Genomic DNA, 15,379 nt, shown 5'->3' with positions numbered 1-15,379 from the left:
ACCGCACCAATCCCGCGCAGCGGGTTCGTTCTCCCCCCCGAAGCAGACGTTCCGCCTACAGGTCGATGTTTCGAACTTTCAATCCATCACGAGATAGTCGCTTGATTTTATTTCAACGATATCAATAGGTTCCAGTTCTCAGTTTCGTTTCCGTCGGCACGCCATTGTTTTTGTTGGATAATTTTACTTATCCACAGATGGCTTACTGGTCCACTTGGACCACTATAGTTCAAAGGCATCTGCTATCTCCCGCAAATATGCCGGATCAAACTTCCGATAAACTCGACGAAGAGTCGCCGGGTCAGTGGCTAACCAGTCTGCAGCCTGATCGATTGGAACTCGATCCATGGCAAACCATGACGCGACTGAATGCTTGAGATGATGCGGCGTTGGCTTCCAGGTTAGTTGCGCCCGTTCACACGCCTTTGAGAATGACCATCTCAGCCCGGTCGGCACCTGCTTGCCGTGCCAATGGATTACGAAATCACCATCAGCATATTCCCGCGCTTTCTCCATTTCCGCTCTGAGTGCACGCGTCATAGGAACGATAGAACGACGCTTACCCGTGATCGGCCTGTTTGCCTCCTGGAAGTCGATCATACCCGTGTCCCAATCCACCCGATCCCATGTCAGGGCGAGGATCGATCCTTTCCGCGCGCCCGTGTAAATGGCGATTGCCACGAAAGCACGAACGTGCGGTGTCTCACATGCCTCAAGGAGGCGTCGTGCCTCTGCCTTCGTAAGATATCGATCGCGTGGAGCTGAGTCGCGCGGCGGTTCGATCTCTGGTGGCCGGACAAGATAGCCATCTTTCCATACGCGACGCATAGTCGCCCGAAGGACGTTAAATTCACGGCGTAGCGTCCCCGCGGCAACAGGTATTGCCTGATCATCGCCCTTGCGCGGCTTTCTCACGCGCGTTGCAGCATACTGATCCCATATGCGCTGCTCAATCTGGTCAACTCTCAGATGGCCCATAGCCCTGTCGAGCGCCATGACTGCTTCCTGCAATCGTTTCAGTGCCGACACCTTGCCGCGCCGGGATTCGATATATCGTTTGAAGGCGTCGGACATCAGCATATTAAGAGGATGTTTTGCCAATGCCCTCTCAAAGTCGACTAACGCTTGTCGAGCGAGCGCCTCATCCTTTGTTCCTGTCGATAAGCGGTGACGCTTTTCGCGCTCCCACCAGACGATGCAATACTTCCCACGGCGGAGTTCGAGGTGAGGCTTTTCGTTACGGATGCGGGGCACAGGAAGCCCTCCATAAAGGCCATGAGCGCTTCAACTGACACGAGTGTGCATCCGGGCTGTCGCCAGGCTGCCAGACGCCCTTGGCGAATGGCGCGCCGCAGCGTTTCAGGGTGCCTGCGGACAAGCGAAGCTGCCTCTGGCACAGTCAGGAAAACAGGTATTTGTATTGTCGCCCCAAATTGGTGCGCTGGATCAGCAAGCATCAGGCTGATCCTTCCATTGATTGACTTGCTCCAACCAACCCTCGCAGCATGGCGCGGCGAGGCGTTTCGGGGTGAAGCTTCAGGACGGCAGCTGCTGCCTGTATGGTCAGAAGTTGCTCATGACTTCGCATGGCCCATATCCTTTCCGTACAGCGCCAGAATCGACGCAACACAGAGAAAATGGGCTCATTATAAGCTTATGTCAACACTATAAGCTTATAATAGGCTTATTTTATGGAATCGATCAGATTACCTAATCGGTCCATACGGCGCGCAGCCAGTTCCTGAAGCTGCTCAGCGATTTTGGCAAGATCCTCATTGCCGCTCTCTCGTGCAAGCTCCACAAGCTCATTCGTAAGGCGCTGCTCGTCTTCCGCCATCACCCCGAAAAAGCCGCGAAGCTCGCCAAGAATCAAAAACAGGTCTCGCCGGTCATCCTCCTGACTACTGATATCGACCGCCTTCTGATCTGTCGTATCTGCAACCAGATCTCGCTTCGACGCGACGACACGGGACTTGCCACCAACATTAATTCGGTCGAGCCGGATCTTGTCGTTCTGCGTCAGTTTTTCGACGTGCCCGAGGTCCGGACACAGCTCATCAATATTGATATGAAGCACCTGGGCAATCTGATCACGCCGGTCGAGGGAGGGGAGCTTCTTGCCCAATTCCCACTCACTGATGGTCGTCACGCTGACCTGGAGAGCCTTCGCCAGCTCCGGTTGTCGCATGCCCGCATCCGTCCGAGCCTGCCTGATCGCGTCCCCGACCTGATTCCTGATCGCACTCTGATGCGCTTTCCCCAACGACCCTGACACTCTGATCCTCCCCCGATGTCCGGGCAGCCTATACAAGTTTCAGAGCGAGAAATAGGCTTACCTTATAAAAATAAGCCCATTTCGTGTTTTCTGTCCTGATCCCCTGTTTCCAATGCAAGATTACTGGAGAAGGAACGGTCCGTTCGATCAGCGACCCGTCACAGCGTCATCAGGAGACCAGGCCGCGACATCAAAAGGCGCGAAATGCTTCAGGTTCCGTGTGACCACCTGAAGATCATGTGCCTTTGCAGTTCCGGCAATCAGCGCATCGGCCATGCCGGGATTATGTCCGGCCGCAAGGGCATGTGCTTCCAGACGTCCGGCGACCGTGACAACCGAAGCGTCGACCCTAAGAATTCTATCATCATATGTCGCCGTCAGACCGGCAAGCCAGATTTTCAGGCTTGCCGCCCGAGCGGTTGCGCCCTTGTGCTCAAGCAGACCGATCCCCTTTTCGATTTCATGGATCGCCACGACTGACAGATAGAGCTGCCCCTGCCCGTCGATCCGTTCCAGCCATTCAAGGAATGCCTCCGATGCCTCGCTCCGCGAGGGTGACAGCATCGAGATGACATTGGTGTCGAGCAGGTATCCTCTCACAGATCCACATCCCGCGAGGGCGACGCGTTCCGCGTCAGAACCTCGTCAGGAAAGCTCCGGAGATAGGATGCCAGACTGGGACGCACGCGCCCCATAGCCCTGCGTCCGGCTTCCGCGGCTTCGACGGAAACCAGAGCCGCCACGGGCTTGCCGTGACGGGTAATCGTCACGAATTCGCCCTTGAGCGCCTTGTCGACCAGAGAAGAAAAACCCGCCTTCGCCTCTCTCAGTGTGATCGTCAGCATGGGAGCATGTCCTCGGCAATGTGGTCTTATGTGACCACATTAAAGATGGCGTAAGCAGAGCGCAATCGTAATCCGGCATCGATACCGGATTACGATTTTCCTGCCAGATGTGCTTATCCCGCCTCAGCGTCACCGGAGAGGCGTTCCACTAGCGACCGGCACAGCCCCTTCAGTTCCTCTGGCCGAGCCAGCAAGTCGAGGAAGATACAGACAGGCGTGATGCCGACATGACGGTAAAAGGCTTCACGCCGTTCGAACCGCTCCAGTCCCCGGCGCTCATGGTCGTTGCGGGTGATGCGGTTCACACCGCAGCAGCCGATCACCTCGATAAAGCAGGCCGCATCGCGACGTCGCAGCGTCAGATCCGCTTTCTCGGGCACCACATCAGGCATGATCGGCTGGTGAAGATCGATTTCCATGTCGGGCAGCGCCATGGAACGCAGGAGTTGATAGACGATACGTTCAGGCAGGGATTCCAACACCATGCCATCGTATGCCGTCGTTCCCGTGGACGGCAGGTCTGACCAGCGGGCCCTCGCCTGGGTATCGACGCGGGCCCAGTCCCGCTGGCCAGACTCACCGACAAAAACCAGATGCTGCCCAATAGGACCGAGATACCGGCAGATGGCCTCACTTGGTGGGGCGCCAAGAGCACGGGCCAGATCCCGATAGGTGATCAGATCAGCTTCAGTGGGGCGAAAACGGGATGGCGTAGCGTCATCTGAGAAGCGAATCATTATTTGTTTTCCTGACGAAACGAGATCAGGCGCGACATGAGTGCGCCTGTTGAGGGAAGAAACCGGTGTAAGCGATAATGGAGAGCATCAGTCGCAGCAGGAGCTTTCGCCAGCGAGCAGTTTGTCGGCCAGACGGCGGACTTTGCGACCGATCATGCGCGTCAGAATGACGACGCCCTCCAGGATACGGTCGTCCGTATTGCCTTCGAGCGATTGGCTTATGGCAAAGTCAAGCAGCCGGTGCAGAGCCACGAGCTGCATGAGATCCGCCTCCACGGCGGAGGAAATGGTTGTATGATCAGACATTGATTTTCTCGTTCAGATTGTGAAGGAACGAGACGCCTGCCTCCCAGAAAATTCCTACCTCGCCGGAACAGGGAACAAAATCCTCTGGGGAATTTAGGGTCGTGCGCCTCACAACGCCCACCCCGAAAAATGACACCGTCACACCCGTCATCAGGGCGCACCGCAGGTGCAAGAGCAGTGGAAGCGGAGAAAAAGAGCGGCTTTGATTTTTGCATCGCAAAAATGCCGCGATAGAACAAAAAAAACGTAGCGATTTCATATGCTTGCGGAGCATGCATATGAAATTGAGGTAGCGTGCCCTCACACGCCCCAAAACCGGGGCACGCCGGAAAAGGAAAAATGGCGGTTTTCTGCCGTTTTTTAGGAATTGTGACAGCAATGACGCCTTGCGTGACACCTGTCATGACCCCGTCATGACGGCTGCAATGACAGCTCCAGCCAGTGTCACTGGCTCCATGACACCATTTAAGGTGGCGTCATGACGCCGTCATTCCGGCCTCTCAGGGAGCACCAAAGGTGCGATAGAAATGACACCCAGGTGACACCGTCATGACGCGTCATTACCCCATAAAGACAAAATTTTCGGGAGCGTTTCTCTGCACGAAAGCTAATGGCAAAAACCTGTTGACGGCGTCCTCCCAATCGCCTACCAAAATCACATGAAACCAAATGGCGCACAGAAAACGGATCTGGCAGCAGTCGCCAGCATCTCGGCAGGCCACCCGTTCAGAGGACGGATTGACCCCGTTGCAGGAGCTGCAACAGCTGTCGTGCAGATGCGGGACACGTCCGCGTCGGGCGTGGACTGGACGTCCTGCATGCGCACCGAGATAACCGGACGGCGTGAGCCGGACTGGCTGCGTCCGGGCGACATTCTCTTCCCTGCCCGTGGCAATGTGTCACTGGCGGTTCTGATTGATGAAAGCATTGGCAGCCTTCAGGCCGTCGCGGCGCCGCACTTCTTCCTTCTGCGTGTGACGCGTCCAGACGTGCTACCCGCTTATCTGGCGTGGTGGCTCAATCAGGAACCGGCACAGCGGCATCTGGAGCAAAACGCCCAGAGTTCCACCCTTGTGCGCAACATCGCCCGGCCAGTGCTGGAGGCCACGCCCGTTATGCTGCCTCCCCTGCCCCAACAGAAACAGATCGTCGGGCTGGCCAACGCCATGCAACGCGAGGACGCGCTTCTGCACCGCCTGCGCCAGACCAACCAGCAGATCATGACCGGGCTTGCCAGAGACCTTCTGGCGGACTGATATTTCTCACATGTTTTGAAACAGGATTTGAGTTCGTGACCGAGCAGATTTCACAAGACACCATCAACAAGGCGCTCTGGAGCGCCTGCGACACCTTTCGCGGCACTGTCAGCCCCGACACCTATCGCGATTACGTGCTGACCATGCTGTTCCTGAAATACATCTCCGATGTGTGGCAGGACCATTATGACACTTACAAAAAGGAATACGGCGACAATCCGGACCTGATCGAAGCCATGCTTCAGCAGGAACGCTTTGTTCTGCCAAAAGGGGCTGATTTCTATACGCTCTATAAAGAGCGCAATGCCCCCGGCAATGGCGAGCGAATTGACAAGGCGCTGCACGCCATTGAAGAAGCCAACGGCACCAAGCTGAAGGACGCAGGCAAGAGCGTCTTTCAGGACATCAGCTTCAATTCGGATAGACTAGGCGATGAAAAGCAGAAAAACACCATTCTGCGGCATCTGCTGGAAGATTTTGCCAAGCCGGACCTGAACCTGCGCCCCTCCCGGGTTGGCAATCTGGATGTGATTGGCAATGGCTATGAATTCCTGATCAAGAATTTTGCTGCCAGCGGTGGGCAGAAGGCGGGCGAGTTCTATACCCCGCCGGAAGTGAGTGAACTTCTGGCCCGTATTTTAAGCCCTCAGCCGGGTGAGAGCATTTGTGACCCGGCCTGTGGTTCGGCCTCCCTGCTCATGAAGTGCGGCAAGCAGGTGACGCAGAACCACAACGGCAGCAAGGACTACGCCCTGTATGGGCAGGAAGCCATTGGCTCCACATGGTCTTTTGCCAAGATGAACATGTTCCTGCATGGCGAGGACAACCACCGCATTGAATGGGGCGACACCATCCGCAACCCCAAGCTGCTGGATGACAAAAACCACCTGATGCGCTTTGACGTGGTGACGGCCAACCCGCCCTTCAGCCTCGACAAATGGGGCCATGACGAGGCGGAACAGGACGTGCATCACCGCTTTGCCCGTGGCGTGCCGCCCAAGACCAAAGGCGATTACGCCTTTATCCTGCACATGATTTCTACCCTGAAAGACCGCACGGGCCGCATGGGCGTGGTGGTGCCGCATGGCGTGCTGTTCCGGGGCAGTTCGGAAGGCAGGATCCGCCAGAAACTGATTGAGGAAAACCTGCTGGATGCGGTGATTGGCCTGCCGGAAAAGCTGTTCTTTGGCACGGGCATTCCCGCCGCCATCCTGATCTTCCGCAAGGACCGCAAGACGAAGGACGTGCTGTTCATTGACGCCAGCCGCGAGTTCAGGGCGGGCAAGAACCAGAACGTGCTGACCGAAGAGAACATCACGAAGATTGTGGACACCTACCGTGCCCGCAAGGACGTGGACAAATATGCCCACCTCGCCACACCGGACGAGATCAAGGAAAACGACTACAACCTGAACATTCCGCGTTATGTCGATACGTTTGAGGAAGAAGAGGAAATCGACCTGAACGCCGTGCGCAAGGAACGGGCGGAGATCAAGACGGAACTGGCTAAGCTGGAAGCGCAGATGGACGCTTATCTGAAGGAGTTGGGTTATGCTTCCTGATGGGTGGAAAAGCGTTCCATTGGCGGAGATTTGTTCATCTCCAATATCTTACGGTATCGTGCAAACAGGCGAACATGTACCGAATGGCATTCCATGCTTGCGCGTAATTGATATCGCTAAAAAAGAAATTGATTTAAACGAATGCATACGCACGAATGAAACCATTAACTCCCAATACAAAAGAACGGTATTAAACGAAGGAGACATTGTTCTCGCTTTACGTGGCGAAATTGGTCTGGCAAAAATAATAGAACAGCGCCACGCAGGAGCAAACATCACACGTGGTCTAGCTAAAATTTCTTCTGACCGAAAAAAATTAGCCCCTCATTTTTTGATCCAAGCTTTGAGTGCGCCATCTCTAAAAGCAGAATTAGATCGGAGAAGTGGAGGATCTGCTCTTCAAGAAATTTCTCTTGGAGAACTTCGTAAAGCTTCAATCCTCATCCCCCCTCTCCCCGAACAGAAGAAGATCGCGGCGATCCTGTCGACGTGGGATCGTGCGATTGAGTGGAGGGAGAAGCTTCTAGCCAACAGCCAGCAGCAGAAAAAAGCCCTCATGCAGCAACTCCTCACAGGCAAAAAACGCCTGCCGGGGTTCACGGTGGAGTGGAAGAATTACAAATTATATGAAGTAGGAAATATAACAACAGGAAACACACCTTCTACAAAAGATGAAAGCCTGTACGGAGAAAAATTTCTATTTATTACGCCTGTTGATTTGGGCAACTGCAAGTATGTAAAAAAATCAGAACGGATGTTGAGTGAAAAAGGTGCATCGATCTCTCGTATGATCCCTGCAGGATCAATATTTTTCTCATGTATCGGAACCATTGGAAAAATGGGAATTGCAACACGGGATTGCATTACAAATCAACAAATTAACGCTATAGAGGTTAAAGAAAATTATAATAATGAGTTCATTTATTATCAGATTTTTTCTAACAAAGAACAAATGGATAAGCTCACGGCCAAGCAGGCTGTTCCAATTATAAACAAAAAAACGTTTTCAAACTTTATAATTTCATCTCCATCTCTCCCTGAACAGAAAGCCATCGCTGCTGTCCTGACCACCGCAGATGAAGAAATCACAGCCCTTGAATCCGACCTTTTGCGCCTGCGTCAGGAGAAGAAAGCCCTGATGCAGCAGCTTCTCACGGGCAAGCGCCGCGTGACGGTCGATTAAAATATTTCAGCTTACAGGATATTTGAACATCATGGTTTCTGCCCCAAAATTTCAGGAAGAATACAGCGCCAAGCTTCCAGCCTTGGCGTTACTCAGCACCCTCGGCTGGCGGTTTCTGTCGCCATCCGAGCCGCTGGCGTTACGGGGCGGAAAGCAGAATGCCGTCGTGCTGGCTCCTCTCCTGCGGGCGGAGCTGAAAAAGCGGCGCTTCACCTTTGAAGGACAGGAGCACAGCCTGTCCGATCAGGCGATCGAACGGCTTGTCTCCATCGTCACGCATCCGGACTTCGTCTCCGGCCTGCGCGATGCCAATGACAAAATGACCACGCATCTGCTGTTCGGCATTGCCATTACCGAGTTCATCAACGGGCACAAGGCCAACCCGACCATTGCGCTCATCGACTGGCAGAACCCGGAAAACAACAGTTTCACCTTTACCGAGGAATTCAGCGTTCTGCGTAACGATCTGACGCAGACCCGCAGGCCGGACATTGTGTGCTTTGTCAACGGCATTCCGCTGGCCGTGATCGAGGCCAAGCGCCCCGATGGTCAGCCGAGCAAAGGCCCGACCGTAGAGGCCGGGATTTCCCAGAGTATTCGCAACCAGAACAAGGACGAAATCCCACAGCTTTTTGCCTACAGCCAGCTTCTGCTCTCCATCACCGGCCATGACGGGCGCTATGGCACCTGCGGCACCCCCAAAAAGTTCTGGGCAAGCTGGAAGGAAGAAGACATTCCCGAAAGCCAGATGGAGGCGCTCAAGAACACGCCACTCTCGTCGGCCCAGAAAGACGCGCTGTTTGCCGACCGGAAGGCGTCTGACCGGGCGTGGTTCGAGGACTGGGCGTCCCGGCCGCTGCATGTCACGGATCAGGACCGGCTGCTGATCGGTCTGCTCTCCCCTGAGCGCCTGCTAGAGATGGCGCGGTTCTTCACGCTGGTCGACCGCAAGGCGGGCAAGATCGTTGCCCGCTATCAGCAGGTCTTTGGCATCAAGCGCCTTTTGGAACGCATCAAGTCCCGCCGCAGCGATGGCGGGCGTGAAGGCGGCGTGGTCTGGCACACCACCGGGTCCGGCAAGTCCTTCACCATGGTGTTCCTCAGCCGCGCCCTCATTCTGGATGACGACCTCAAGCAGTGCCGCATTCTGGTGGTGACAGACCGCAAGGATCTGGAACGCCAGTTGAGCACCACCTTCTCCACCGGCGGCGAACTGGCGGACAAGAAGGACAAGGAAGAGGCGCTGGCGACCTCTGGCCGCCGCCTGGCGCAACAGATCGGGCATGGGCAGGAACGCATCATCTTTTCGCTGATCAACAAGTTCCACACCGCCACCACCCTGCCCGAGTGTCATAATGACAGTGCGGACATCATCGTGCTGGTGGATGAAGGCCATCGCAGTCAGGGCGGTGAGAACCATGCCCGCATGAAGCATGCCCTGCCCAATGCCGCCTTCATCGCCTTTACCGGCACGCCGCTGCTCAAGGGCAGCGAGACCACCAGCCGGTTCGGCAGGATCATCCACTCCTACACCATGCAGCAGGCTGTCTCGGACGGGACCGTGACGCCCCTGCTCTATGAAGAGCGCAAACCCGATCTGGATGTGAATGACCGCGCCATTGATGCCTGGTTCGAGCGCATCACGCAGGGGCTGAACGAGGAGCAGGTCACAGACCTCAAGAAGCGCTTTGCCCGCGCCAATCAGGTTTATAAGGCTGATGACCGCATCCGGCTGATTGCCATGGATCTGGCCACGCATTTTGACAACAACATCGACAAGGACCTCAAGGGCATGCTGGCCTGTGACAGCAAGCTCTCCGCCATCCGCTACAAGCAGTATCTGGACGAGGTCGGGCTGTTCGAAAGCGCCATCGTCATGAGCCCGCCCGATACGCGCGAAGGCCATACGGAAGTGGATGAACGCAGGCAGCCCGAGATCCACGCCTGGTGGAAGGAGAATGTCGGCAGCCAGAGCGAGGATGACTACACGCGCGGCGTCATCGAGCGCTTCGAGAATGACCCGGATCTCAGGCTGATCATCGTGGTCGACAAGCTGCTGACCGGGTTTGATGAGCCGAAGAACGCGGTGCTGTATATCGACAAGCCGCTCAAGCAGCACAATCTGCTTCAGGCCATTGCCCGCGTAAACCGGCTACATGACCAGAAGAAGCACGGGTTGCTGATTGATTATCGCGGCATTCTGGCGGAACTGGACACCACGCTTGCCCGGTATGACGAGCTGGCGGCCGAAAATGTCGGCGGGTATGACCCGAAGGATATTGCCGGGCTGTATAGCCAGATGAGCACGGAATACCGCGAACTCCCGGCCCTGCACAAAGCGCTGTGGGTCATTTTTGATGGCGTGAAGAACAGGAGCGACCTCCAGCAGCTTCGTGCCGTGCTCATGCCGCGCATGGTGGAGGAACACGGCCAGATGGTGGACGTAAACCTCAAGCGCCGGGATGATTTCTATGAAGCGCTGACAAAGTTTGCCGCCTGCCTGAAAGTGGCGCTGCAATCCGTGGCGTTCTTTGAAGACACCAGCTTTACGGAAAAGGACCGCGCCACCTACAAGGAGACGCTGAAGCAACTGACCAGTCTGCGCCAGATGGTGATGCAGGATACCGGTGAAACCGTGGACTTCGACCAGTATGCCGAGCAGGTCAAAAAGCTTCTGGACCGACATGTAGCCGGTGTGAAGGTTCATGAGTCTGGCGGCCTGTATGCAGTCGGCAAGATGGGCCAGAAGCCGGAAGACAACGACCCTGAAAACTGGACCGAGGAGAAAACCCGCAACGAGACGGATCTGATCCGCACCCGCGTGACGAAGATGATCGACCATGAGATGCAGGATGACCCGTATGCGAAGGAAGCGTTCTCGGCCCTGCTACGCAAGGTGATCGAGGAGGCGGAAAGCCTGTTCGACCACCCGCTCAAGAATTTCATGCTGTTCCAGGAGTTTGAGGAACAGGTTACCAATCGCAGGCTGGAAAACATTCCGTCTGTTTTTGACGGGCACCGCCATGCACAGGCCTATTATGGCGTGTTCCTCAAAACACTCGCGGCCATTTTCAACCATAAGCAAACGGATGAAGAGAAACAGCGCTGGATTGATCTGGCGTTCGAGATTGACAGGATCGTGGATAAGGCGGTGCGGGAGAACTCGCTCAGCCGCCCGGATATGGAAAAAGCCGTCCGTCAGCAGCTTCTGGGGCTGCTTCACAATGTTGGAAAGCAAGTGGGATTCGGGACCGACAAGGCTCTCGATATCGTTGAACAGGTCGTCCAGATCATGCGGGCTGGTCCTGCTGATCCGCTGCGTGGCTGAGCATGGGCGACGGTACACACCGCCTTCTGAGCTATGGGGGTGAGCAGATCCGGGTGGAACTACGGCCCCGTGCTCGCCCCGGCACAACCCTGCGGATCAAAGTGCATCCTGACCTGACTGTGCAGGCTGTCATCCCTGACGGCACATCCGATGCGGATCTGGAAAAGGCGTTGCACCAGAAAACCCGCTGGATCTGGCAGAAGCTGCGAGACTTCCGGGCGGTGCAGGAGCATGCCACGCCGCGCGCGTATGTCAGTGGCGAAAGCCATTTCTATCTGGGACGGCGGTATCTGCTGAAAGTGCATCATCAGCCTGACGCGTCAGAGACCATACGCATGCTGCGGGGACAGCTGGAGGTTTCTGTGCAGGAACGTCAGGCCCTGCGGATCCAGAAGCTGCTGGAACTCTGGTATTTTACGCGGGCGCAGGACGTGTTTCGGACACGTCTGAACACGCTGCTACCGTCAGCACTCTGGGTCACCATACCCCCAGCCCTGAAGCTTCAGGTGATGCAGACCCAATGGGGCAACTGTTCACCGGGCGGGACCATCACGCTGAACCCTCATCTGGTCAAAGCTCCGCGTGACTGCGTTGATTACGTGATCCTGCATGAACTGTGCCATCTGAAGGAGCACAATCATGGCCCAGCGTTCTGGTCACTTCTGGATCGCGTGATGCCGGACTGGGGACGGCATAAGGCAAGGCTGGACGGGATGGCAGAAATGATACTGCAAAAATAGCTTTATTTGACTGCAATGGGGGGCGAACGGCCTGTCCGCTCTCAATGTGGTAGATGGCGAGAACGGACAAACCATAATTCTTATGCCGAAACGCTATCTCCAAGGTGCGCCCTGAAAAACGGCACCAGTTTTTTCAGCGCCGGACCAACGGCTTCCGGTTTGTCATACAGATCATAATGCGAGCTGTTTTCCAGGGACACGATCTGCCGGTCTTTGGATGCCGTGGCACGGCCATAAATCTCCGTGCCATCGCGATAGGCTCCGAACGCGCCGACCTTTTCTCCCACTACAACCATGACAGGCTGGGTCAGCAGGGTTTCAGCAAAGGCAAACGCGTCCCATGACAGGGTCTTCTGGGCGTGGCTGAACAGCATCCGCGTCCACCCACCCGGCTTCTGGCCGCGAGGCGTCTTGTAGTAATCCGTGGCTTCCAGAACATCCCGGTCCGTCAGACCATTCGCACGGGCAGCCTCTACGCTCGGTGGCAGCAGTTCGTTGACCTGCAACTCGCCATCACGCGCCTCTTTCGTGCGTTGCGCCGCCATAGCCTCCAATGTGCCGAGTGGATTGAAACCACTGAACCCCTCCCGGAACAGGCGGCCGAGATTGACTGGCGTGATGCCGACAACCGCTTTGATCCGCTTTTCTGTCAGCGTGGCGTTGATGGCATAGGCGCCGCCGCCACAGACACCGATCACGCCGATACGGTCAGCGTCCACATAAGGTAGCGTCACGGCATAATCGATCACATGGCTGATGTCCTCGACCCGCTGGGTCGGGCTTTCAATCCAGCGCGGCGCGCCACCGCTTTCACCCTGATAGGAGGCGTCATAGGCGATAACGACGAAACCGGCTTCGGCCAGCGCCTTGCCATAGATATTCCCCGAGGTTTGTTCCTTGCAGCTTCCAAACGGGTGAACACTGACAATGGTCGGATAGGCCCGGCTTTCATCAAAGCCGGAGGGAAGCAGGATGTTGGCTGCAATCGGCCATGCCATATCGGCATTCTGAATCTGGATAGATTTCATCTCAATATCCTTCGTTCTGCTTTGTACGTCTGTTACGCCAGTTTGGTCTGAAAAAACGGAGCCAGCACGGAAACGGCTTCGGACACGAAGGCTTTTCCATCGTAGAGATCCATGTGATTGGCGCCCTTCACGATATGGACCGACTTGTCCGTACTGGCCGCACGGTCATACAGGTCGTCGCTCATCCACTTGCTGCCCGCGTCGCTGCCGACGACGATCTGGATCGGTTGCGTCAGATAGGTTTCGGCCATGTGATAGGCGTCATAGGTGACGATCTGGTTCAGGCTCCGCAGCGTGGCAAAGCCGGGCGCGGTCGCACACTCGGCGCGGGGCGTATGATAATACTCCCAGGCCTGACGCAGTTCTTCGTTGGGCGCATCTTTCTCCGTCAGCGGCGCGAGTGGCATGGTGGCGTAGCCGTTGCCTGCCGCATCTGCTGTACGGGCATTGGACCCGGCTTCGATCAGCGGAAGCGCGTCGATCGAGCGCACAGAATTATCCCAGCCATTACGGAACATGGAGCCGATATTGACTGCGCTGACGGTGCCGATTGCCTTGATGCGACGGTCCTGAATGGCGGCATTGGCCGTATAGCCCGCGCCCGCACAGATGCCCATCGCGCCGATGCGGTTCTGGTCGATGTAGGGCAGCGTTGTCAGATGGTCGATAACGGCGCTGACGTCTTCGGTGCTGACATAGGGGTTTTCAAGCTGGCGTGGCTCACCGCCGCTTTCCCCCTGACAGGACCGGTCGAACGCAATGGTGACAAAGCCCTGTTCCGCGAGTTTCTGCGCGTAGGTGCCAGCCGTCTGCTCCTTCACGCCGCCGCCAGGATGGGAGACGACAAGGGCGGGCCATTTTTTCGCCTCGTCGAAGCCATCGGGGAAACTGATGACCGCCGACAGGGTAATGGCCGGGTTGTTGGTGTTTGTGAAACTGATCTTGCCCATGGTCTGTCTCCTGTTGATGAAAGCATGGTAGGACAAACCGATTGCGCGGATTAGACAGATAATCCGTCATGGCCCTATCACTGGAGTGATCAATGAGGCGGGATGAAATCGCCGATCTGGCAGCTTTCGTCGTGGTGGCGGAGGAAGGCAGCTTCACCAAAGCGGCCCGTCGTCTTGGCATTGCACAGTCCGGTCTGAGCCAGATCGTGCGACGCACGGAAGAACGGCTGGGCATGCGCCTGCTGTCACGCACCACCCGCAGCGTGGCGCCGACGGAAGCGGGCGAGCGGCTGCTCGCGACACTCGGCCCCATGCTGCATGATCTGGATGCGGCGGTCGCCTCCCTAGGTGATTTGCGGGACCGTCCATCGGGTACCATCCGGGTGACGACCGTGGAACATGCGGCGAAAACCATTCTCCTTCCCGGCGTGAAGCAGCTTCTACGAGACAATCCCGATATCCGCGTGGACGTGACCATTGATTACGGACTGGCAGACGTGGTGGCGGATCGTTTCGACGCCGGCATCCGGTTGGGCGGCGAGATTGCGAAAGACATGATTGCCGTCCGGATCAGCCCGGATATCCCCATGGCCATTGTCGGGTCACCAGACTATTTCCGTACCCATCCTGCACCAATGTCTCCAGCGCGGCTTGTGGAGCATAAGGCGGTCAATCTGCGGCTGCCGACATCGCAGACCGTCAATGGCTGGCGCTTAATGCGGGGCGGTCGGGAAGCACGGGTGCGGCTGGAGGGCCAGATGACGCTCAACAGCCTCGACCTGATCCGCGATGCCGCCCTGGACGGGCATGGGCTGGCCTACCTGCCGCTGGACATGGTGCAGACTGCTCTGGAGCGCGGCGCTCTGGTGCAGGTGCTGGCAAAATTCACGCCGCCTTTGCCAGGGTATCACCTTTATTACCCAAACCGGCGACAGGCCCCGCTCGCATTTCGTTTGTTCGTCGAGGCGTTGCGATATTCGGAGTAAGGCAGCAAGGGGGGGGGAGAACGAACCCGCTGCGCGGGATTGGTGCGGTGTGCAGGTCTGTCACCACGGCGTGAGCGATCTGTTTTATTTGGAACTGTCCTGATCTGGTCAAGCACTCTGGCTTCTTCCCACCAGAAGGAGCCGGATGATGACAGAGTCCCTGTGCATTGCTGCAATCAGTCC

At 56.5% G+C, this 15,379-nt stretch carries 14 protein-coding genes and 1 pseudogene; 6 read left to right on the top strand and 9 right to left on the bottom strand.

The features are described from left to right. Positions 1–222: 222 nt before the first annotated feature. From AD944_RS03015 to AD944_RS02985, 7 genes and pseudogenes are all read right to left on the bottom strand, one after another. Positions 223–1,254, bottom strand: coding sequence for a tyrosine-type recombinase/integrase (locus tag AD944_RS03015; protein WP_236709112.1), 1,032 nt, complete (start codon positions 1,252–1,254; stop codon positions 223–225). 20 nt (positions 1,255–1,274) lie between these two features. Next, positions 1,275–1,457, bottom strand: a pseudogene (locus AD944_RS17685) (helix-turn-helix domain-containing protein); the annotation flags it as partial. A gap of 227 nt (positions 1,458–1,684) precedes the next feature. Continuing rightward, positions 1,685–2,275, bottom strand: coding sequence for a helix-turn-helix domain-containing protein (locus AD944_RS03005; protein WP_261763978.1), 591 nt, complete (start codon positions 2,273–2,275; stop codon positions 1,685–1,687). Between the two features lie 147 nt (positions 2,276–2,422). Further along, complete coding sequence (locus AD944_RS03000; protein WP_045541353.1) at positions 2,423–2,875, bottom strand: type II toxin-antitoxin system VapC family toxin; 453 nt, start codon at positions 2,873–2,875, stop codon at positions 2,423–2,425. Next, entirely contained in the window at positions 2,872–3,120 is a 249-nt protein-coding gene (locus AD944_RS02995; protein ID WP_034933866.1) for a type II toxin-antitoxin system Phd/YefM family antitoxin, read from the bottom strand. The genes AD944_RS03000 and AD944_RS02995 overlap by 4 nt, the downstream gene beginning before the upstream one ends. 113 nt (positions 3,121–3,233) lie before the next feature. After that, on the bottom strand, positions 3,234–3,857 hold the full coding sequence (locus AD944_RS02990) for a hypothetical protein (protein WP_045541352.1): 624 nt from the start codon (positions 3,855–3,857) through the stop codon (positions 3,234–3,236). Between the two features lie 87 nt (positions 3,858–3,944). After that, positions 3,945–4,163, bottom strand: coding sequence for a hypothetical protein (locus AD944_RS02985; RefSeq protein ID WP_045541351.1), 219 nt, complete (start codon positions 4,161–4,163; stop codon positions 3,945–3,947). A 659-nt stretch (positions 4,164–4,822) separates the two neighbouring features. On the opposite strand from AD944_RS02985, the gene AD944_RS02975 reads away from it, so the two are divergent. Genes AD944_RS02975 through AD944_RS02955 form a run of 5 tightly spaced genes read left to right on the top strand, consistent with a single transcriptional unit; the run spans position 4,823 to position 12,232 of the window. Beyond that, a complete protein-coding gene (locus AD944_RS02975; protein ID WP_045541349.1) occupies positions 4,823–5,419 on the top strand; it encodes a restriction endonuclease subunit S domain-containing protein in 597 nt (198 codons plus the stop codon). A 35-nt stretch (positions 5,420–5,454) separates the two neighbouring features. Next, positions 5,455–6,981: a type I restriction-modification system subunit M gene (locus AD944_RS02970; RefSeq protein ID WP_061474749.1), complete on the top strand. Its 1,527-nt coding sequence runs from the start codon at positions 5,455–5,457 to the stop codon at positions 6,979–6,981. After that, positions 6,971–8,164, top strand: coding sequence for a restriction endonuclease subunit S (locus AD944_RS02965; RefSeq protein WP_061474747.1), 1,194 nt, complete (start codon positions 6,971–6,973; stop codon positions 8,162–8,164). Before AD944_RS02970 ends, AD944_RS02965 begins: the two co-directional genes overlap by 11 nt. A gap of 31 nt (positions 8,165–8,195) precedes the next feature. Further along, positions 8,196–11,492: a type I restriction endonuclease subunit R gene (locus tag AD944_RS02960; RefSeq protein ID WP_061474745.1), complete on the top strand. Its 3,297-nt coding sequence runs from the start codon at positions 8,196–8,198 to the stop codon at positions 11,490–11,492. A gap of 2 nt (positions 11,493–11,494) precedes the next feature. Beyond that, positions 11,495–12,232, top strand: coding sequence for a M48 family metallopeptidase (locus tag AD944_RS02955; protein WP_045541341.1), 738 nt, complete (start codon positions 11,495–11,497; stop codon positions 12,230–12,232). Between the two features lie 80 nt (positions 12,233–12,312). Here AD944_RS02955 and AD944_RS02950 read toward each other — a convergent pair whose 3' ends face one another. Together AD944_RS02950 and AD944_RS02945 are read right to left on the bottom strand one after the other, a co-directional pair. Next, positions 12,313–13,260 (bottom strand): alpha/beta hydrolase, encoded by a 948-nt coding sequence (locus AD944_RS02950; RefSeq protein WP_045541340.1) that lies wholly within the window; start codon positions 13,258–13,260, stop codon positions 12,313–12,315. A 32-nt stretch (positions 13,261–13,292) separates the two neighbouring features. After that, complete coding sequence (locus AD944_RS02945; RefSeq protein WP_045541339.1) at positions 13,293–14,210, bottom strand: alpha/beta hydrolase; 918 nt, start codon at positions 14,208–14,210, stop codon at positions 13,293–13,295. 92 nt (positions 14,211–14,302) lie between these two features. Here AD944_RS02945 and AD944_RS02940 point away from each other — a divergent pair, with 92 nt between their 5' ends. Beyond that, positions 14,303–15,196, top strand: coding sequence for a LysR family transcriptional regulator (locus tag AD944_RS02940; RefSeq protein ID WP_045541338.1), 894 nt, complete (start codon positions 14,303–14,305; stop codon positions 15,194–15,196). Positions 15,197–15,379: the final 183 nt, after the last annotated feature.

Source organism: Acetobacter tropicalis (genome assembly GCF_001580915.1).
GTDB classification, from domain to species: Bacteria; Pseudomonadota; Alphaproteobacteria; order Acetobacterales; family Acetobacteraceae; genus Acetobacter; species Acetobacter tropicalis.
This window is presented reverse-complemented; position numbering and strand designations above follow the sequence as displayed.

Excerpts from the sequence above, each read along its gene's own strand:
- AD944_RS02995 (WP_034933866.1), bottom strand. The coding sequence starts at position 3,120 with ATGCTGACGATCACACTGAGAGAGGCGAAGGCGGGTTTTTCTTCTCTG.
- AD944_RS02990 (WP_045541352.1), bottom strand. The coding sequence starts at position 3,857 with ATGATTCGCTTCTCAGATGACGCTACGCCATCCCGTTTTCGCCCCACT.
- AD944_RS02985 (WP_045541351.1), bottom strand. The coding sequence starts at position 4,163 with ATGTCTGATCATACAACCATTTCCTCCGCCGTGGAGGCGGATCTCATG.
- AD944_RS02975 (WP_045541349.1), top strand. The coding sequence starts at position 4,823 with ATGAAACCAAATGGCGCACAGAAAACGGATCTGGCAGCAGTCGCCAGC.
- AD944_RS02965 (WP_061474747.1), top strand. The coding sequence starts at position 6,971 with ATGCTTCCTGATGGGTGGAAAAGCGTTCCATTGGCGGAGATTTGTTCA.
- AD944_RS02960 (WP_061474745.1), top strand. The coding sequence starts at position 8,196 with ATGGTTTCTGCCCCAAAATTTCAGGAAGAATACAGCGCCAAGCTTCCA.
- AD944_RS02955 (WP_045541341.1), top strand. The coding sequence starts at position 11,495 with ATGGGCGACGGTACACACCGCCTTCTGAGCTATGGGGGTGAGCAGATC.
- AD944_RS02950 (WP_045541340.1), bottom strand. The coding sequence starts at position 13,260 with ATGAAATCTATCCAGATTCAGAATGCCGATATGGCATGGCCGATTGCA.
- AD944_RS02945 (WP_045541339.1), bottom strand. The coding sequence starts at position 14,210 with ATGGGCAAGATCAGTTTCACAAACACCAACAACCCGGCCATTACCCTG.
- AD944_RS02940 (WP_045541338.1), top strand. The coding sequence starts at position 14,303 with ATGAGGCGGGATGAAATCGCCGATCTGGCAGCTTTCGTCGTGGTGGCG.